The 19,333-nt window shown below is 71.8% G+C and carries 13 protein-coding genes; 3 read left to right on the top strand and 10 right to left on the bottom strand.

Features of this window, described 5'->3' with window-relative positions; translation table 11 throughout:
- On the top strand, positions 1-2,904 hold the full coding sequence (locus IF29_RS0128085) for an Hsp70 family protein (RefSeq protein WP_030260581.1): 2,904 nt from the start codon (positions 1-3) through the stop codon (positions 2,902-2,904).
- A gap of 48 nt (positions 2,905-2,952) precedes the next feature.
- On the opposite strand, the gene IF29_RS0128090 is transcribed toward IF29_RS0128085, so the two are convergent.
- From IF29_RS0128090 to IF29_RS0128115, 6 genes are all read right to left on the bottom strand, one after another.
- On the bottom strand, positions 2,953-5,346 hold the full coding sequence (locus IF29_RS0128090) for a xanthine dehydrogenase family protein molybdopterin-binding subunit (RefSeq protein ID WP_037596980.1): 2,394 nt from the start codon (positions 5,344-5,346) through the stop codon (positions 2,953-2,955).
- 92 nt (positions 5,347-5,438) lie between these two features.
- A complete protein-coding gene (locus IF29_RS49080; RefSeq protein ID WP_380520402.1) occupies positions 5,439-6,560 on the bottom strand; it encodes a (2Fe-2S)-binding protein in 1,122 nt (373 codons plus the stop codon).
- A 38-nt stretch (positions 6,561-6,598) separates the two neighbouring features.
- Positions 6,599-7,471, bottom strand: a complete 873-nt coding sequence (locus tag IF29_RS0128100) for an FAD binding domain-containing protein (protein ID WP_084715097.1) — start codon at positions 7,469-7,471, stop codon at positions 6,599-6,601.
- Positions 7,472-7,724: 253 nt separating this feature from the next.
- A complete protein-coding gene (locus IF29_RS0128105; RefSeq protein ID WP_030260590.1) occupies positions 7,725-9,344 on the bottom strand; it encodes a beta-N-acetylhexosaminidase in 1,620 nt (539 codons plus the stop codon).
- Positions 9,345-9,484: 140 nt separating this feature from the next.
- Positions 9,485-9,763, bottom strand: a complete 279-nt coding sequence (locus IF29_RS0128110) for a DUF3039 domain-containing protein (protein WP_030260591.1) — start codon at positions 9,761-9,763, stop codon at positions 9,485-9,487.
- A 24-nt stretch (positions 9,764-9,787) separates the two neighbouring features.
- Positions 9,788-10,366, bottom strand: coding sequence for a YqgE/AlgH family protein (locus IF29_RS0128115; RefSeq protein WP_030260594.1), 579 nt, complete (start codon positions 10,364-10,366; stop codon positions 9,788-9,790).
- Positions 10,367-10,703: 337 nt separating this feature from the next.
- On the opposite strand from IF29_RS0128115, the gene murA reads away from it, so the two are divergent.
- Together murA and IF29_RS0128125 are read left to right on the top strand one after the other, a co-directional pair.
- Positions 10,704-12,035, top strand: coding sequence for a UDP-N-acetylglucosamine 1-carboxyvinyltransferase (murA, locus tag IF29_RS0128120; RefSeq protein ID WP_030260598.1), 1,332 nt, complete (start codon positions 10,704-10,706; stop codon positions 12,033-12,035).
- A 46-nt stretch (positions 12,036-12,081) separates the two neighbouring features.
- On the top strand, positions 12,082-12,834 hold the full coding sequence (locus IF29_RS0128125) for a hypothetical protein (protein ID WP_232242532.1): 753 nt from the start codon (positions 12,082-12,084) through the stop codon (positions 12,832-12,834).
- On the opposite strand, the gene murJ is transcribed toward IF29_RS0128125, so the two are convergent.
- The 4 genes from murJ to IF29_RS0128145 form a co-directional block, all read right to left on the bottom strand.
- The gene (murJ, locus tag IF29_RS0128130; protein ID WP_084715099.1) at positions 12,812-14,455 is read right to left on the bottom strand and encodes a murein biosynthesis integral membrane protein MurJ; all 1,644 of its coding nucleotides are present in this window, start codon (positions 14,453-14,455) and stop codon (positions 12,812-12,814) included. The two genes, IF29_RS0128125 and murJ, sit on opposite strands and share 23 nt — an antisense overlap.
- Positions 14,456-14,550: 95 nt before the next feature.
- On the bottom strand, positions 14,551-14,832 hold the full coding sequence (locus tag IF29_RS0128135; protein WP_030260605.1) for an HU family DNA-binding protein: 282 nt from the start codon (positions 14,830-14,832) through the stop codon (positions 14,551-14,553).
- A 352-nt stretch (positions 14,833-15,184) separates the two neighbouring features.
- On the bottom strand, positions 15,185-16,636 hold the full coding sequence (locus IF29_RS0128140; RefSeq protein ID WP_030260607.1) for an NAD-dependent malic enzyme: 1,452 nt from the start codon (positions 16,634-16,636) through the stop codon (positions 15,185-15,187).
- A 315-nt stretch (positions 16,637-16,951) separates the two neighbouring features.
- On the bottom strand, positions 16,952-19,204 hold the full coding sequence (locus IF29_RS0128145) for a HelD family protein (RefSeq protein WP_030260609.1): 2,253 nt from the start codon (positions 19,202-19,204) through the stop codon (positions 16,952-16,954).
- Positions 19,205-19,333: the final 129 nt, after the last annotated feature.

The following is a 19,333-nucleotide window of genomic DNA, read 5'->3' on the forward strand; positions in this document are numbered from 1 at the left end:
GTGGCAGTGATCGTCGGCTGCTCGTACTACGAGGATGAGGACATCGCGAACCTCAGATTCGCCCACCTCGACGCGATGCGCGTCGGCGACGCCTTCACCGCCTCAGTCGATGTGGCGCCGGAGGCGGTGCTCACTTTCGCCGACGGACTGCCTCCGGGCCAACTACCCACCCGCCACAACGTGATCCGTACCCTGTCCGCCCTGGCCAAGTCCAGCGGCGCGCAGATCGACCGCCTTTTCTTCTTTTTCAGCGGACACGGCTTTCACTCGAGCTCGGACGGCAGTGACTACCTGATCACCAGGGACTCGATCACCTCGGAACTCGAACACACCAGCCTCGAGTTCGAGCTCCTGGCGCGCATGCTTAGGGCGACCGGGGCCAAGCATGTCGTGCTACTGCTCGACGCCTGCAGGACGCCCCTCGGCGGTGGCAAGACCTTCGGCGCCCCAGCGAAGGTTCATGTCGAGCGCCTCTGCCCGCCGGGCATGGTGTCCTTCTGCTCCTGTGCCCCGGAGTCGACCTCCTACGAGAGCGCCCGGCTGCAGTCCGGTATCTTCTCTGAGGCCCTCTGCCGGGCCCTGAGTGACGAGGGCAGATGCGTCACCGTCGCCGACCTCGACTCCTATCTCACGCATTGTGTCCCCAAGCTGGCCAGGGAGTTCGAGAAGCCGACCCAGCAGCCCTACTCGCGGGTGGAACCGCTGGCCCTCGCCGAACTGGAGATCGTGTCACCGCGCAAGCGGAACGAGTGGCGGGCCTCGGCGAGCGTGGGCCAGGAGCTTCGGCAACGCTCCGTCAGCCGAGCCGTCAACGCCGTGATCCCTGACCGAGCGCTCTTTGCCATCGACTTCGGGACCACCAACTCGGTCATCGCCGTGGCGGACGACGACTCGAAAGTCCACTTCATCCCGGCCGGTGACGGACGCCGTCTGGTTCCTTCGGTGATCACCTTCGTGTCGGACCTGGACTACCTGGTGGGCTCGCGCGCGGTGGACCTCGATCGCTACAGCCCGGGCCGCACGGCCCGGTCGGTCAAGCGGCGGCTGGGGACCGGATACGCCTTCCAACTTGATGGAAAGGAACTCTCTGCCGAACTGCTGTCCTCACTGGTGATCAGGAGCCTGCGCACCAACGCCGAGGATGTGCTCGGCCGGCTTCCGGCAGAGGCGATGATCGCCTATCCGGCGAATTTCAGCATCAGCCAGGCCAACAGCCTGCTGCGGGCGTTCGAACTCACCGGGCTGCGTGTGCACCGGATGGTGGGAGAGCCCAACATCGCCTGCGTGCTACTGCACCTCGACCGCCCGGAGTGGGAGGGCGTCGCCCTCGTGGTCGATCTGGGCGGCGGGACGCTCGACGTGGCGGTCGCGGAAGTCGGCGACAACGTCCACGAGATCATCTCCGTCTTCGGCGACAACCATCTCGGCGGCCTTGACTTCGACATCGCCCTCGCCGAGGTCTTCAAGGAGCGGCTGCTCGCCTGGAATCCCGCGGTGGCACTGGACTCCGAATTGGAGGCCCGGATCCTGCGTGAGGCGGAACGCACCAAGGAAGTACTTACCGACCACGAGACGGCCGTGGCCTCGCTGCAGAACATTGAGGTCGGACCGCAGGTGCTGACGTTCAGCCTCACGGTCGACCGCTCCGAGTTCCGGGAGGTCTGCCGTGGTCTCACGGAGAGGTTCGCAAAGATCGTGAGAACGGCCATGGACGACAGCGACCGCGGACCCGTCGGCGTGGTGCTGCTCAGCGGCCAGGGCGGGAAGATCTTCACCGTGCGCGAGGCCCTTGAGGACATGCTCGACGGCGTCGAGTTCGTCACCGCCTACCAGGACTTCGCCGTGGCATACGGGCTGGCGCTCTACTCCTCTCTACTCGCAGGCGCCCGCAGCGCGCGGGAGGGGGCAGTCCCGCTACTGCTCGACCTCAGCCACCGCGGCATCGGGGTCGTCTGCTCGGACGCCACCGCCCCGTCGCACAAGGCACCGGACCAGGCTACCTACCTTGAACGGCGGGTGAGGAAAGCGCCGGACTCGCATGCCAGGACCCATGTCGTCTTGGAGCGCCTGACCACCATTCCGACGAAACGCAGCGATTGGTTCCGGTTCGTGGGCGGTCCGGGGGAGGAGGTCGTCATCCCTGTCATCGAGAAGTCGAAGACGGCGGACGAGGATGTCGAGATCGGCACGGTCAGGTTTCCAGCGACGCAGGAGGCCGTGGACGTCGAGATCACCGTGGAGGTCGATGCGAACAGCGCCATCCTGCTCCTGGTGGCGGACTGGACGAACCTGACCTACCGACGGTTCCAGCTCAATCAGTACTACCGGAATCCGAACTGGGTCATGCACAACGCGCTCGACCTCCTGCTCGACGGCTGGGCTGTCTACGACGTCGAACCGATGGACCCCGCCTTCCGCAGCTCGGAGGTGGTGGGCAGGGCGCCGACGACCCTGCGGGACCTGAACATACCCGAGGAGATCGCCACTATCGATCGAAGACTCGAGCAGGATGTCGCCGGATGGCGCAGGAGTGACACGTACATCGCAGGCGTCGGCGCCGCCCGGTTCACCGCCCTGCAGCGCAAGGCCCGCCTCCTGCTCGCCTCCGAACAGCGGGAGGAAGGCGCCCGCACACTCGCAGAAGCCATCCGACTCAATCTGTCCTCGGCGCGGGACAGCGTGCAGTGGGTCGTTCTCGCGCAGGCCGTACGTGTGGCCGAGCGCGAACTGACAAACGATCCGGCTATGCACCTGGTCAGGACGGCACTTGCACAGATCTGCGACCTACGCGAAGTCACCCGGACCTTCGCGCGCGATGCGCACGTGCCCGAAGCGATCACAGCGCTGGAGCGCATAGGTGCGACGCGCGAGGCACGGCACCTGACTGGCCTCATCGCACAATGACCGGCCTGGCCGACCGGAGACCCACGCCCTCAGGTGCGAAGTCACCTGTCAGAGGGCGACGTCCTCCGCCGGTATCGGCAGCCGGTTGACCTGCCGCCCGGTGGCCGCCCTGACCGCCGCGGCGACCGCCGCCGGGGCGACCGTGGCCGGGGCCGCGCCGACGGCCTTGGCGCCGAAGGGAGCGACCACGTCGCGCTCCTCCAGCAGGGCCACCACCCTGATCGCGGGGGCGTCCAGGGAGGTGGGCAGCCGGTACCGGGTGAAGGAGGCGTTGGAGATCCGACCGCCCTCGCTGACCAGGTCCTCCATCAGCGCCAGGCCGAGACCCTGGGTGGCACCGGCCTCGATCCTGGCCTCGATCTGCTCGGGGTTGAGCGCCCGGCCCACGTCCTGGGCCACCGCCAGTTCCACCACCCGGACCGTGCCCAGCTCCACGTCCACGTCCACCACGGCGCGCATCGCGCAGAAGGCCAGGCCGACGAAGGCGTCGCCCTGCCCGGTCTCCGAGTCCAGCGGCTCGGTGGGGTGCGGGCGGCACTGCGCCGTGGCCCACAGGTCCTTGCCCTCCAGGGCCTGGAGCACCGGCATGCCCAGCACCCCGTCGTAGGAGGTGATCTTGCCGTCGCTGATGGTGAGCAGCTCCGGCGACATCCCGAACTGCATCGCCAGCGGCTGCAGCAGCTGGTGCCGCACCATCAGCGCCGCACGCTCGACCGCGCCGCCGGAGACCCAGGTCTGCCGTCCGCGCGCGGACGGACCGGCCGGGGGCTGGTCGGTGTCCACCGGCGCGATGTAGACGTCGGTGATGCCCAGCACGTCCTGGACGATCTGCCGGGCCAGGGTGGAGAAGCCGGTGCCGGTGTCCACGGCCGTGCACATCACCGAGGCCTGCGAGCCGCTGACCCGTACCGAGGCCGTGGAGACCTCGTCCGCGCCCTCGGCGCCCAGGATGTGCACCATGCCGACGGCGTAGCCGATGCCGCGCCGCACCGCGGCCGGGTCGCCCGCGCCGCCGGGGCCGCCGGGCAGCAGCCACTCGTCGTCGGGCTGGTCCACCGGCAGCGGCGGCAGCGGCTCGGCGGCCAGCGCGTCCAGCAGCTCGCTGACCGGGGCCGGGCAGGTGACGGCCTGGCCGGTGGGCAGCAGGTCGCCGGTCGACATGGCGTTGCGTCGACGAATCTCCAACCGGTCCAGGTCCAGCGCCGCGGCCAGCCGGTCCAGCTGGGACTCGTAGGCGAAGCAGGTCTGCAGCGAGCCCTCGCCGCGCATCCGCCCGGCCGGCGGGTTGTTGGTGCGCACCGCCCAGGCGTCCACGAAGACGTGCGGGACCACATAGGGGCCCGCGGCCATCGCCGCGGCCGCCGCCAGTGCCTCGCTGGACACCTCGGCGTAGGCGCCGCCGTCCAGCAGCAGCTGGGCCTCGACCTTGAGCAGCCGGCCCTCGGCGTCGGCGTGGTGCCGGTAGCGGAGCAGCGCCGGGTGCCGGTGAGGGTGCGTCAGGAAGGACTCCTCCCTGGTCAGCGCCATCTTCACCGGATGCCCAGTGCGGATCGCCAGCAGCCCCAGGGCGACCTGGAAACCGACGTCCTCCCGGTCCGCGGTGGCGCCGGGGACGCCGCTGACGACCAGTCGGACCCGGTCGGGCTCCAGGCCGAGGCAGTGCGCGGCGCGGTCCCGGTCGCCGTGCGGGTCGGTGCTGGCGACATGCAGTTCCACGCCGCCGTCCGGGCGCGGCACGGCGAGGCCGGCCTCGGCGCCGATCGGGGCGGGGTCCTGCCGGCCGACCTTGTAGAGGCCCTCGACGACGACGTCGCCGACCACCTCGGGGTCGCCGAAGCGCACCGGCTGGTGCCGGAAGAGGTTGCCGTCGGGGTGGATCGGCGGGGCGGTGAACGCCGCCTCCGGGTCGGTCAGCGGCTCCAGCGGCTCGTAGGCGACGGTGATCGCGGCGGCGGCGAGGCGGGCGGTGTCGGGGTGGTCGGCGGCGACGGCCGCGACCGGCTCGCCGAAGTGCCGCACCACGTCGGCGGCAAACACCGGGCGGTCCTGCACGATCGGTCCGCTGGGCGCGCCGTCCGGCTGCCCGGTCGGGCCGAGCCGCAGGTCGGCGGCGGTGACCACGGCGTACACCCCGGGGATCGCCAGGGCCGGGCCGTAGTCGATGGAGAGGATCCGGGCGTGGGCGTACGGCGAACGCGCGACCGCGCCCCAGAGCAGGCCCTCGGCCCAGAGGTCGGCGGCGTAGGGGAACGTCCCCATGGCCTTCGCCAGCGCGTCGGCGCGGATCGGCGAGGTGCCGAGTCCGACCGGCTCGGCGGCCTCGGTCCCGTCGGCGCCCTCGCCGCGCTCGGCGACCTGCGCGGGGATCCGCGGCTGGGTGAGCGTGCCGCCACCGACCGTGGTGGCGGTGGTGGTCGCGGCCGTGGCGGTGCCCCCGCCCAGGGCCGCGCCGGTGGCGCTGCCCGGATCGCCCTGCCGGACGCCGGGGCCCGGTGCGGTCAGGTTGTTGTCGTCGCCGGAGCTGGAGGGCAGGGTCATGCTCCGGCCTCCGGCGCGTGGGTGTTCTGGTGCGTGCCCTGGTGCGTGCCCTGATGCGGCAGGACGTAGACGCCGGGCTCGGCGCCCTCGGGCGCGCCGGGCGGCTGCGTGCCCGGCAGCGGGTACTCGGCCTGCGGGTACGCCTGCGGCTGGAAGCCGGCCTGGTAGGGCTCGGGCTGCGGCTGCTGGGCGTAGACCGGGTAGGCGTACTGCTGCTCGGCGGGCGGCTGCTCGGTGTTCAGCCCGTCCATCGGCCCGAACAGCGGGTCCGCCTGCGGCTCGGGGTGGTGGTGGTCGGGGTGGTGGTGGTCGATGTGCTGGGCCTCGCCCTGCTGCTGGCCGGGGATCTCCACGTCGGAGTAGACCGGGTACTCGTCCACCGGGTACCCGTCGCCCGGGTACTCGTCCCGGCCGAACTGCTCGCCCGCGAGGTCGTCGGCCAGGCTGTCGTCGGCCAGGCTGTCCGGGTCGGCTGCGTCGGCCGTCTCGGCCTGCTCCCCGGGGCCGGCCGCATCGGCCGCGTCCGCCGCCTCCGCCGCTGCCTCAGCGGCCGCCTCCGCGGCTTCCGCCGCCTCGGCCCGGGACTGGGCCACCTTCTCGATCGCGGCCAGCGCGCCCTGGTACCCGGTGCAGCGGCACAGGTTGCCGCACAGCGCCTCCCGGGCCTGCAGCTCGGTCGGCTGGTGGTTGCGCTCCAGCAGGTCGTGGACGGCCATCGCCATGCCGGGGATGCAGTAGCCGCACTGCACCGCACCGCTCTCGGCCAAGGCCCGCTGCACGTCGGAGGCGCTGCCGTCGGCGGCCAGCCCCTCGACGGTGCGGATCTCGCTGTCGGCCGCCAGGGCTGCCGGGACCAGGCAGGCCGCGGTCAGCTGCCCGTCCAGCTGCACCGAGCAGGCTCCGCACTCGCCCTGGTCGCAGCCGCCCTTGGCGCCGGCCAGGCCGAGCCGCTCGCGCAGCACGTACAGCAGGCTCTCGCCGATCCAGGCGCCGTTCACCGGGCGGTCGACCCCGTTGACCCGCAGCAGGTAGGAGACCCGCGGAGATCCGTCCGCGCCGCCGAAGCCGGACAGCTCGGAGCCCGGCTCCTGCGGGTCGGTGCCGTAGGGGGACGTCACGGCATTGGATGTCACAGCGTTGGTCGTCACAGCGTCCGTCACTTCAACGCCCTCCCGAGTGCGCGGCGGGCCAGTACGGAAACGGTACGACGGAGTCGTGCCGCCGCCGCGGCCGGGCCCCCTTCCATCCCGTCCGGCTGGCTGTCCGGCAGTCCCGCCGGCTGCGGTTCGGGCACGCAGGCCGCGGCAACGTACTCGCCGAAGGCCGCTGCCGCCGCGGGGTCTATGGCCCGGTCGCCGTCCCAGTCGATGCAGCCCGAGACCCACTGCTCGGCCTCCAGCGGCCGCAGCGGCACCGGGGCGACCGCGCCGACCGCGCAGCGCACCGCGCGCCGACCGGGGTCGAGCACCAGGGCGACGGAGGCGACGGCCCGGGACGGGCCGGTGCGCCCGGTCGCCTTGAGGAACACCTGGGGTGCGTGCAGCAGCGGTACCCGGACGTAGCCGAGGAGTTCGCCGCCGCGCATCGGGTCCAGGCCGGTGAGCAGATGGCTGACCGGAACCTCGCGGCCGCCCTCCGGGCCGACCAGGGTGACCGTGGCCTCCAGCGCGGCCAGCACCGGCAGGGTGTCCCCGGCCGGGTCGGCGGTGACGATGTTGCCGCCCAGCGTGCCGGCGTTGCGCACCTGCGGCGGTCCGGCGCTGCGGGCGGCCTCGGCCAGTGCGGGCATCAGTGCCGCGAAGTCGGGCCGGCCCATCCGGGCGTGGGTCAGACCGGCACCCAGTTGGGCGGTGCCGTCCTGGTACTGCCAACCGCGCAGCTCGTTGATCCGCCCCAGGCCGATCAGCGCCATCGGGCGCAGCAGACCTGCGTTGACCGCCCCCATGAGGTCGGTCCCGCCGGCCACGGGGACGGCCGCCGGGGAGGCCGCCAGCGCCGTGACGGCCTCGTCCAGCGAGGCCGGGAGCATGATCGTTTGGTTCACCTGTGTCCCACCGTGCTCGGGTTCCGCACACGCCGCTGCTTTTTTAGAGCTTGCGCCCGTACGGTACGTGCAAACGGGTGGCTGGCGCACCCTCCCGCTCCCCCGACCGCGTGGTGACAGCCGAAGGAGCCCACCAGTCGCCCTTATTGCCCGAATTGATGCCTTTTATTGCTCCAATCCTTCGGTGTTCGACTCCGCACTGACACACTCTGCACCGCTCTGCCCCACCCTGACCCGGTCACGCCTCCGGCGGCGCGCCCTCGATCGGACGCCCCGCCACCCCGGGCCGCCGCTGCCACGGCCGCGGGCCGTCCTCCGGGCGGTACTCCACCCCGAGCGCGTCCAACCGGGCGCGGTGGACGGCCATCCGGGCGTCGAACCCGGCCCAGTCCCGCTCGGCCGGCTCCTGCGGCAGCCGTGACCAGGCGACCTCGGCGAATGCCGCCAGCCTGGGGAAGGCGTGGTAGTCCACCTCGCGGACGTCGTCCATGAACTCGGTCCAGAGGTTGGCCTGAGTCCCGATCACATGGGCGGCGGCCTCCGGGTCCTGACGCAGCGCCGGGGGCAGCGGCTCGAACCGGTAGACGTCCTCCAGGGTGCGCACCCAGCCCACCGGGGCCGGCTCGTCGTCGCCGGGGGCCTGCCGGTGGTCCAGGTAGACGTACTGCTCCGGGCACATCACCACGTCGTGGCCGGCCTTGGCCGCGGCGACGCCGCCCGCGTAGCCGCGCCAGGACGAGACCGCGGCGCCGGGGGCGAGCCCCCCTTCGAGGATCTCGTCCCACCCGATCAGGCGACGCCCGCGCGCGGCCAGCCAGCTGTCGAAGTGCCGCAGGAACCAGCTCTGCAGCTCGTCCTCGTCGGCCAGCTCCTGCTCCTTGATCCGGGCCTGGGCGGAGGGGCTGGCCTTCCACTGCTCCTTGGGGCACTCGTCGCCGCCCAGGTGGACGAAGCGGGACGGGAAGATCTCCAGCACCTCGTCCAGGACGTTCTCGTAGAAGCGCAGCGTGCCGTCCTCGACGTTCAGCACATTGGCGTTGACCCCCCAGTCCGTCCAGGTGGACAGGGCGGCGGTGTCGACGACGTCGTGGTTCCCCAGCTCGGGGTAGGCGGCGATGGCTGCCTGGGCGTGGCCGGGGATGTCGATCTCGGGGACGACGGTGATCTGCCGCTCGGCGGCGTAGGCGACGATCTCGCGCAGGTCGTCCTGGGTGTAGAAGCCGCCGTGCGGACGGTTGTCCCGGTTCCCCGCGGAGCGGTAGCCGACCATGGACCGGTCGCGCCAGCCGCCGACCTCGGTCAGCTTCGGGTAGCGCTTGATCTCGACGCGCCAACCCTGGTCGTCGGTGAGGTGCAGATGCAGCACATTGAGCTTGTGCGCCGCGAGCAGGTCGAGGTAGCGCAGCACGTCCGCCTTGGGCAGGAAGTGCCGGGAGACGTCCAGCAGCACCCCGCGCCAGCCGAAGCGGGGGGCGTCCTCGACGGTCAGGCAGGGCAGCCGCCAGCCCTCGCGCTTCAGCGGGGCGCGCCGGAAGGCCTCGGCGCCCAGCAGCTGGCGCAGCGTCTGCGCCCCCCAGAACAGCCCGGCCGGGCCGCCACCGGTGAGCACGACCCCGGTGGCCGACACCCGCAGGCGGTACGCCTCCGGTTCGAGCTCCTCCGGCGCCAGGGCCAGTGCGATCCCGGCCGCGCCGGGCCCCGACGACAGCGGCAGTCCGGTGGCCGCCCCGACGGTGTCCCGCAGCCAGCGCTGCACGCCCTCGGTACCGGGACCGCCGTCCAGCCCGGTACCGGCGTCGAGCGGGAAGAACTGATCGGCATCGGCGCCAAAGCTGACCGGGGCAGGTATGAGGTCCATGACGAATCATCCTGCCCCGCCCACGCCCATTGGTCCAGACCAAACTTCGGGCCGGCCCCGCCAGGGGCGCGGGGAACTGCGCGGCCGGCCCCGCGCCAAGGTAGAGCGCCGACCGAACCAGACCCCGCCCCCGCTGCGCCCTACTTCTTGTCCTTGTCCCCGCCCCCGTCAAGCCCCTCGAAGATCTCCTTGCACATCGGACAGACGGGGTACTTCTTCGGGTCACGCCCGGGTACCCAGACCTTGCCGCACAGCGCGACCACCGGGGACCCGGACAGCGCGCTGTCCATGATCTTGTCGCGCTTCACGTAGTGCGCGAAGCGCTCGTGGTCGCCGTCCCCGTGGGACGTCTGCGGTACCGGCTCGACGAGGGTGCCAAGGCCGCCTACACGCTCGGGTTCAGGTTCAAGGGTGCTCATAGCAGACCAGTCTAGAACCGTCCCCTAGTTCATCGAAGGGTCGTCCGGATAGGTCGCCACCATCGCCAGCTCCCCGCGCTGCCGTCGCAGCACCGCCCGCCACAGCCGTCCGGGGTCGGGAACCGACACGTCCCCGGGTTCCGACTCGACGACGTACCAGGCGCCCTCGAGGAGTTCGTCCTCCAACTGCCCCGGACCCCAGCCCGCGTACCCGGCGAAGACCCGCAGCGAGCCCAGCTCCGAGGCCAGCAGTTCCGGCGGGGCCTCCAGGTCGACCAGGCCGATCGCACCGTGCACCCGGCGCCAGCCCAGCAGCTCCTCGATCGGCTGGTCCCCCGGGACCACCGCGAGGGCCAGCGCCGAGTCCAGCGCGACCGGGCCGCCCTGGAAGACCACCGCGGGGACGCCCGCCAGCTCGGCCCAGGGCTCCAGCACGGATTCCACGTCCACCGGGGTCGGCCGGTTCAGCACCACCCCGAGGGTGCCCTCCTCGTCGTGGTCGAGCAGCAGCACCACGGCGCGGTCGAAGTTCGGATCGGTGAGCGCGGGCGTCGCCACGAGCAGCCTGCCCGCGAGTGAGACGGCCTCGGTCATGGTCGACATGATCCCGCAGTCCAGGCGGGCGGGCAACGAATTCGCCGCCGGCGGACGCCCGGGCTGATGCGCGGTCAGCTCCGCGAGCCGAGGCGGGCCGAGCCGAACCGACCGGCTCCAGCCGTTGTCCATGTGGCGTTCGACACATTCTTTGATACCGACCTGCGGTTTAACGCCGCCATACCAAGGACAGGCGCCGCTGGGGAACCAGGGCCATCCGGATTAACATCTCCTGGGGTGACGGACCGGCATCAACTCACAGGCACACGTACAAGAAGCCCACCTGTGCAGCCCGGTCTCTCCGCACCGTCCCGAACCACTCCTCACCTCCCTGGATCGCGAGAACATGACCGACGATGTCCTGCTTGTCCACGGCGGCAACCCGCTCGAGGGCGAGATCCGTGTCCGCGGCGCGAAGAACCTCGTGCCGAAGGCCATGGTGGCCGCGCTGCTCGGACACGAACCCAGTCGGCTCCGCAACGTCCCCGACATCCGCGACGTCAAGGTCGTCCGGGGGCTGCTGCAGCTGCACGGGGTGCTGGTGCACGAGGGGGACGAGCCCGGTGAGTTGATCCTGGACCCCACCCATGTCGAGAGCGCCAACGTCGCCGACATCGACGCGCACGCCGGCAGCTCGCGGATCCCGATCCTGTTCTGCGGCCCGCTGCTGCACCGACTCGGCCACGCCTTCATCCCCGGCCTCGGCGGCTGCGACATCGGCGGCCGTCCGGTCGACTTCCACTTCGACGTGCTGCGGCAGTTCGGCGCGGTCATCGAGAAGCACCCGCAGGGCACCGTGCTCACCGCGCCGCAGCGGCTCCGCGGCACCAAGATCGAGCTGCCCTACCCCTCGGTCGGCGCGACCGAGCAGGTGCTGCTCACCGCGGTGCTGGCGGAGGGCGTCACCGAGCTGCGCAACGCGGCGATCGAGCCGGAGATCGTCGACCTCATCTGCGTGCTGCAGAAGATGGGCGCGATCATCTCCATGGGGACCGACCGCACCATCCTGGTCACCGGCGTGGACCGGCTCACCGGCTACAACCACCGCGCTCTGCCGGACCGCCTGGAGTCCGCCTCCTGGGCCTGCGCGGCCCTGGCCACCGGCGGCAACATCTACGTCCACGGCGCGCGCCAGCTGGAGATGATGACCTTCCTCAACACCTTCCGGAAGGTCGGCGGCGCCTTCGAGGTGGACGACGAGGGCATCCGCTTCTGGCACCCGGGCGGCGAGCTCAACGCCATCGCCCTGGAGACCGACGTCCACCCCGGCTTCCAGACCGACTGGCAGCAGCCCCTGGTGGTGGCGCTCACCCAGGCCGACGGCCTCTCCATCGTCCACGAGACGGTGTACGAGTCCCGCCTCGGCTTCACCTCGGCGCTCAACCAGATGGGCGCCCACATCCAGCTCTACCGCGAGTGCCTGGGCAGCACCCCCTGCCGCTTCGGCCAGCGCAACTTCCTCCACTCCGCGGTGGTCTCCGGCCCCTCCAAGCTCCAGGGCGGCGAACTCGTCATCCCCGACCTCCGCGGCGGCTTCTCCTACCTGATCGCGGCGCTGGCCGCACAGGGCACCTCCAAGGTCCACGGCATCGACCTGATCAACCGCGGCTACGAGAACTTCATGGAGAAGCTGCGGGCCCTGGGCGCACATGTGGAGCTCCCGGGCGAGGCGGAGTAGCCATAATGCTTTGCCAACCGGCGGTCCCGCTGGTTGACTCGAACAGGTGATCAGGACAGCGACCGACCGCCGGACCTGGATACGGGCAGCGGCCTGGAACAACGCGGAATGGTGCGCGGCCGTGTGTCGGACGCACCGTCAGGATCTGGGCCCGGCCGGGGGCGGGACGTTCGCCCGGGGGTTGTGGAGCAGTGACGGGACGCCGCCTCCGCTCTACCCGGACGTGGTGACGCTGGACCCGGCCGCCACCGGGGCGCAGGCGGTGGCGCGGATCGAGCTGACCCCTGCCACCGCGTCCGTGAAGGACTCCTTCGACTGCCTGGACCTGGCCGGGGTCGGCTTCTCCCCGCTGTTCGAGGCCCAGTGGATCATCCGGGCACCGGAGGAGCGATTTCGGCCCGTCCCGGGCTGGTCCGTGGTCCGCGACGCCGACGGTCTGGCCGCCTGGGCGACGGCCTGGGACGGCGGGCAGGGCTACGGCGAGATCTTCCGGTCCGAACTCCTCGACCAGCAGGACGTTGCCGTGCTGCAGGCCCGGGACCGTGACGGACGGGTGCTGGCCGGGGCTGTGGCCAACCGCAGCGCCACCGTCGCCGGCGTGGTCGGGCTCTCCAACGTCTTCGTCACCGAGGCCGCCGAGCGCGGCCTGCTCGAAGCCTGGGCGGACGCGTCCGCCGTCGCCGGGCGCCACTGGCCGGGCCTGCCGGTCGTCGGCTACGAACACGGCGAGGACCTCGACTCCGCCCTCACCCAGGGCTTCGACACCCTCGGCCCCCTCAAGGTCTGGATCCGCTGGTAGCCCGGGCCCCCGGCGCGAACCGCCGTACCAGGCGCAACTCCGGCAGCCGCAGCAACCAGGCCGAGGCCAGGAACAACGGGCCCATCGCCAATGCGCCGGCCGGCGCCGACACCGGTGCGCCCAGGTGCAGGCTCCGCACCACCGCCCAGGATGCAGCCGCAGCTGGTCCGGCGGCGAGGACCAGCTTCAGGTAGGTGCGGGACAGCCGTCTTCCGTCCAGCCGTCCCGCCAGCCTCCGGCGCAGCCGGGTCGCGGTGAGCAGCAGCCCGGCCAGGTAGGAGAGCGAGTACGCGGCCGCCATCCCGGTCACCGCCCAGCGCGCCGGCAGCAGCAGGTGACAGCCGACGGCGAGGGCGATGTCCAGCCCGGAGATCCACAGGGCGGCCCAGAACGGGGTCCTGGTGTCGGAGAACGCGTAGAAGCCGCGGAGCAGGAGGTACTGGGCGGAGAACGGGATCAGCCCCAGGGCGAAGGCCTGCAGCATCCGACCCATGGGGAGGGTCGGGCCGTGGCCCGGGAGCAGCGCGGTGATCTCGGGGCCGAAGGCGAGGAAGAAGAAGGCGGCCGGGACGATCACCATCCCGGTTGCCCTGAGGCCTCGGGAGAGCTCGTCGCGGACGTCGTCGAGACGCTGCTCGGCGACGGCCCGGCTGAGCCTCGGCAGCAGTGCGGTCACCAGCGAGACGGTGATAACGGACTGCGGCAGCTGCCAGATGGTCTGCGCGTAGGTGTAGGCGGAGGTGCCGACGCCCCCGTGCGGCAGCGCCGAGTCCGCGGCGGTGGCGTAGCGGGTGACGACGGTGACGGCCGCCAGGTTGGCCGCGACGAACAGCAGGGTCCAGCGGGCGGCGCTGATGCTCGCGCGCAGCCCCGTACCGCGCCAGTCGAAGCGTGGCCGGAAGCTGAAGCCGCATCCGCGCAGGTACGGGATCAGGGCCAGGGCCTGCAGCGCGATGCCGGCCGTGGTGCCGATGCCGAGCAGCCGGACGTCGGCCGGGGTGACCGAAGTCGACCCGGACGAGCTGCCGATCAGGCTCAGGTAGAGACCGAACAGCGTAATCAGCACCAGATTGTTGAGCACCGGGGTCCACATCATCGCGCCGAACCTGTTCCGGGCGTTGAGCAGCTGCCCGAGGATCGCGTAGAGCCCGTAGAAGAGGATCTGCGGCAGCAGGAAGCGGGCGAAGACCACCGTCAGTTCGAAGGCGGCGTGGTGGTCGGGGGTGTCCGGGAGGTAGATCGAGGCGATCTCGGGGGCGGCCAGCACAGCGAGCAGAGTGCCGGCAGCGAGTACGCACAGCACCATCGTCAGCAGCCGCTGCTCGTGCGCCAGTCCGCCGTCCCGGTGCTGCACCCTGGCCCGGACCAACTGCGGCACCAGGACCGAGTTGAGCGCTCCGCCGATCAGCAGGGTGTAGAGGCTGGCCGGAACGGTGTTGGCGTTGTTGTAGGTGGTCGCCAGCAGCCCGGTGCCGAGCGCGGCGACCTGGAGTCCCAGCCGGATGAAGCCGGTGGCCCGGGAGACCACCGTCCCCACCACCATCAGCGCCGAGGTCCTGGCCAGGCCCCCGGCCGGGCGTCGGCGGGCGGCGTGACGTGCGGCGTGGCGCGTTGATCCCATGGGGGGCAGGACGCCGGACGCACAGCGCCGGGTTCCCCGGCCCCGGGAGGGGACGGTGAACCCGGCGGCTGCTTGCTGCGGCTGCCCAGGGGGACTTACTTGCCCTTGGCGGCTTCCTTGAGCTTGGAGCCCGCGGAGACCTTCACGCTGTAGCCGGCGGCGATCTGGATCGGGTCGCCGGTCTGCGGGTTGCGCGCGGTACGAGCGGCACGGTGGGTGCGCTCGAAGGTCAGGAAGCCGGGGATGGTGACCTTCTCGTCACCCTTGGCGACGACGTCGCCGACGACCTCGGCGAGCGCGGCCAGGACGGCGTCGGCGTCCTTGCGGGTCACCTCGGCGCGCTCGGAGAGGGCGGCCACCAGCTCACTGCGGTTCATGTGTACTCCATTGTGGTCTGTCGCGTTGCGATCCTCGGCTGCCCCGGAGGACCGCCGCCTCGACTGTCGTACCGACAGGCGATGGGGGTTCCGCTGGACGCCCCAGGCTGCGCAAATCTCTTGCCTTGGGACGAATCCTGCCCCCACCACCGCCGGGAAAGCGAATCCGGCTCCAGCGGGGGTCACACGAACAGCGCCATGCAGCACGCGCAGTGACGGTTCGTCGACTCCCGCGGGACACTCTAGGGCGGCGCGCCAAGCCTGCAGGCGCGCCACGCCGGTGCAGGCCCTACCGTACGCCCTGGGGCCAGATGGCCCCAAACGGCCCCCAAACGGCCCGCGGGAGGCCCTCTCAGAGCTGTACGGCGGGGAAGCTCCCGGTCTCCCCGACCGGGTTGGACGCGGCCTGCGCCGTCCCGGCCGCGTGCGCAGCGTCACGGACGGCGGCCGCGACGGTCTTGGCGACGTCCGGGTGGAACACGCTGGGGACGATGTAGTTCGCGTTGCGCTCCTCGGCGCTGACGGTGGCCGCCAGGGCGCGGGCCGCGGCGATCATCATCTCGCTGTTCACGGTGCGGCTCTGGGCGTCCAGCAGGCCGCGGAAGACGCCCGGGAAGACCAGCACGTTGTTGATCTGGTTGGGGAAGTCGCTACGGCCGGTGGCGACCACCGCGGCGGTCTGCCGGGCGACCGCAGGGTCGACCTCGGGGTCCGGGTTGGCCAGCGCGAACACGATGGCGTTGTCGGCCATGGCGGCGATGTCGTCGCCGTCGAGCACGTTGGGCGCGGAGACGCCGATGAAGACGTCGGCGCCGCGGACGGCCTCCTTGAGGCTGCCGGTGCGCCCACTGCGATTGGTGTTGTCGGCGATCCAGCGCAGCGAGTCGTTGAGGTCCTCCCGGCCGCCGTGGACCACGCCGTGCACGTCGGCGACGGTGGCGTGCTGCACACCCGCGTCCAGCAGCAGCTTCAGGATCGCGGTACCGGCCGCGCCGGCACCGGACATGACGACCCGTACGTCGCCGATCTCCTTGCCGACCACCTGCAGCGCGTTGGTGAGCGCGGCGAGCACCACGATGGCGGTGCCGTGCTGGTCGTCGTGGAAGACCGGGATGTCCAGGGCCTCGCGCAGCCGGGCCTCGATCTCGAAGCAGCGCGGCGCCGAGATGTCCTCCAGGTTGATCCCGGCGAAGCCGGGGGCGATTGCCTTGACGATGGCGACGATCTCGTCGCTGTCCTGGGTGTCCAGGCAGAGCGGCCAGGCGTCGATGCCGGCGAACCGCTTGAACAGCGCGGCCTTGCCCTCCATCACCGGCAGCGCGGCCTTGGGGCCGATGTTGCCCAGCCCCAGCACGGCGGAGCCGTCGGTGACCACGGCGACGCTGTTGCGCTTGATGGTCAGTCGGCGGGCGTCCTCGGGGTTCTCGGCGATGGCCATGCAGACCCGGGCCACGCCCGGGGTGTAGATCATGCTCAGGTCGTCACGGTTGCGGATCGGCACCTTGGAGGACATCTCGATCTTGCCGCCGAGGTGCATCAGGAAGGTACGGTCCGAGACCTTGCCGATGCTGATGCCGTCGATGGTGCGGAGCTTGTCGACGATCTCCTCGGCATGCGCGACCGAGGCCGCGGCGATGGTCACGTCGATCCGCAGCGCCTCCAGGCCCGAGGCGGTGACGTCGAGGCCGGTGACGGTCCCGCCGCAGGACTCGACCAGGGTGGTGACCTGGCTCACAGCGTTTCCGCGGGCCGGGACCTCCATCCTGACCGTGATCGAGTTCGACACACTGGGCACCGTCGCCATCGACGTTCCTTCTCTCGTACGCGCGCTCATCAGACTTCCGACGTTGTGGTCTGATCGTCGCACCTACTACCGCGTAACTGGAAATGTTGTTCCACACAGTGGAGGCACACGAGGTTTCTCGCGGGAAGGGAATGCGTTCCCGGGAGGCTTTGTTAGTCTGGGTGTACGGCACCGGCTCGATCCAAGCCCCCGGGCCCAACCTTAGTCGCTTCGAGCGACCACTTGCCGCGAGGCGAGCATGGCGGGTCGGTGTCGTATAGAACGTCAGGAAGGGCTCCGCCAACGGAAGTTGGCGGAGCCCTTCGGCGTTCCTGACTACTCGTGCAGCAGTGCCGGGACGCCTGCGGCGTCCGGCAGGTCCAGCGGTCCGGAGAGCACGGTGAGCCGCTGGGTGGCCCGGGTCAGCGCCACGTAGAGGACCCGCAGGCCGGCCTCGGACTCGCCGGCGATGCCGGACGGGTCGGCGACCACCGTGGCGTCGTACTCCAGGCCCTTGGCCTCCAGGCTGCCCAGCGCCACCGCGCGCTCGCCGAGCCCGGTGATCCAGCCGGCCGCCTCGCCGCGCCGGTCCATCGGCACCACGATGCCCACGGTGCCGTCCACCTCGGCCAGCAGCCGCTCCACCTCGGCCCGGGCCGCCCGGCCCACCTCGGCCTCGGCGGCCACCGAGACGAAGCGCGGGTGCACCCCGGTGGAGCGCACCGCCCGCGGCGACTCCGTCCCCGGCGCCGCCTGCGCCAGCACCCTGGCGGCGACCTCGGCGATCTCGGCCGGGTTCCGGTAGTTGGTGGTGAGGGTGTAGCGGCGGCGCGGCTTGGCCCCCAGCGTCTCGTCCATCGCGGCCTGGGCCTCGGCCGGGTCGATCCAGGAGCTCTGGGCCGGGTCGCCGACGATGGTCCAGGTCGCCTGGCGGGCCCGGCGGCCGATCATGCGCCACTGCATCGGCGTCAGGTCCTGCGCCTCGTCCACGATGACGTGGGCGTACTCGCTGCGCTCGGCCGGCTCGCGCTCGCCGCGGCGGGTCCGGTCGGCGAAGGTGGTGACCTCGTCCAGGCCGGTCAGCAGGTCGGCGGCGTCCACCTCGCGGGCCCGCGGCCTGGCCGCCTCCCCGAGCAGCACCTGCAGCTCGTCCAGCAGGGCCACGTCGTGCGCGGTCAGGCTGCCGCGGCCGGTGTCGTCCAGATGCCGCCAGGAGGCGGCCAGCAGCCGGGTCTCCTGCTGGCTCAGCGAGCCGCGCGCCTGCCTGGCCAGCTGGCGCGGGTCGCGCAGGGTGGCCAGCACCCGGCGCGGGGTCAGCGCGGGCCACCAGGCGTCGAGGAACGCCAGGAAGCGGTCGTCGTCGCCGACGTGGTCGTCGAAGGTCTCCCGCTCGCGCTGCTGCTGCTCGCGGTCGACCCGGTCGCCGGTCCGGGGCCTGGTGCGCAGCAGCAGGGACCAGAGGGCGTCCAGCAGCAGCCGGCGGGCCCGGGGGCGGAGCAGGTTGATCGGGGTGGCGCCGTTGCCCAGGATCGAGCGGCGCAGGTTGCGCAGCGCGTTGGCGTCCAGCCGCAGCACCTCGCCCAGGGCGCTGACCCGCAGCTCGGCGGGGCTGCCGGCAGCGTCCAGCGCGGCCCGGGAGGCGCGGCGCATCAGCGCGACCATCCGCGAGGAGCCCTTGACCCTGGCCGCCTCGGGGCTGTCGTAGCTGTCCGCCTCGACGCCGTCGACCAGGCTGCCGACGGCCCGGATCGCGACCTGGCCCTCCTCGCCCAGCGCCGGCAGCACGCCCTCGGTGTAGGAGACCAGCAGCGGGGTGGGGCTGACCACCAGGATGCCGCCGGCGTAGCGGCGGCGGTCCTGGTAGAGCAGGAAGGCGGCGCGGTGCAGGGCCACGGCGGTCTTGCCGGTGCCGGGGCCGCCGGTGACCAGGGTGGCCCCGGCCGCCTGGGCCCGGATCACGATGTCCTGCTCCTGCTGGATGCTGGAGACGATGTCCCGCATGGTGTGGCTGCGGGCCCGGCCCAGCGTCGCCATCAGCGCGCCGTCGCCGACCACGGCCAGCGGCTCGCCGTCCAGCACCGGCTCCAGGTCGGGGCGGAGCAGGTCGTCCTCGACGCCGAGGACCCGGCGGCCCCGGGAGCGGATCACCCGGCGCCGGACCACCCGTCCGGGCTGCAGCGGGGTGGCCCGGTAGAAGGGTGCGGCGGCGGGCGCGCGCCAGTCGATGACCAGCGGGCCGTACTCGGTGTCGAGCACTCCGAGCCGGCCGATGTGCAGGGTCTCGGCGACGGCCGGGTCGGCCGGGTCGAGCGGGGTCTGCGAGGGGAAGCCGTCCTCCTCGGGACCGTCCGGCTGCTGCAGGTCGATGCGCCCGAAGAGGAAGTCCTCGAACTCGTTGTTCAACCGCTGGAGGTGCCGTCCGGCCCGGTAGACCTGGGCGTCCCGTTCGGCCAGGGCGCCGGGGGTGCCGACGAAGGCCTTGCGGCTGGCGTCGCTGAGGATGAACTCGGCCTCCGCCAGCTTCTCCTCAAGACGGTGGTAGACCCGGTCCAGGTGCTGCTGCTCGACCGCGATCTCGCGATCGCGCAGGGTCTCTGCGGTGGCGTTCTCGGGGTCGGCGGCGGTGTTGGCGGCAGCGGCGGTGTCGCTGGGCGCGGTCAAGAAGGCCCCCTGTGTACGTGGTGTGCGGCGCTCGCCCCTTGATGCGCAAAGGGAGAC

The sequence above is a fragment of the Streptacidiphilus jeojiense genome, assembly GCF_000719095.1.
Lineage (GTDB): Bacteria > Actinomycetota > Actinomycetes > Streptomycetales > Streptomycetaceae > Streptacidiphilus > Streptacidiphilus jeojiensis.

Coding starts and splice junctions, on each gene's coding strand:
- IF29_RS0128105 (WP_030260590.1), bottom strand. CDS start 9,344: ATGGACCTCATACCTGCCCCGGTCAGCTTTGGCGCCGATGCCGATCAG.
- murA (WP_030260598.1), top strand. CDS start 10,704: ATGACCGACGATGTCCTGCTTGTCCACGGCGGCAACCCGCTCGAGGGC.
- murJ (WP_084715099.1), bottom strand. CDS start 14,455: ATGGGATCAACGCGCCACGCCGCACGTCACGCCGCCCGCCGACGCCCG.
- IF29_RS0128100 (WP_084715097.1), bottom strand. CDS start 7,471: ATGCTCCCGGCCTCGCTGGACGAGGCCGTCACGGCGCTGGCGGCCTCC.
- IF29_RS0128135 (WP_030260605.1), bottom strand. CDS start 14,832: ATGAACCGCAGTGAGCTGGTGGCCGCCCTCTCCGAGCGCGCCGAGGTG.
- IF29_RS0128115 (WP_030260594.1), bottom strand. CDS start 10,366: ATGTCGACCATGACCGAGGCCGTCTCACTCGCGGGCAGGCTGCTCGTG.
- IF29_RS0128140 (WP_030260607.1), bottom strand. CDS start 16,636: ATGGCGACGGTGCCCAGTGTGTCGAACTCGATCACGGTCAGGATGGAG.
- IF29_RS0128110 (WP_030260591.1), bottom strand. CDS start 9,763: ATGAGCACCCTTGAACCTGAACCCGAGCGTGTAGGCGGCCTTGGCACC.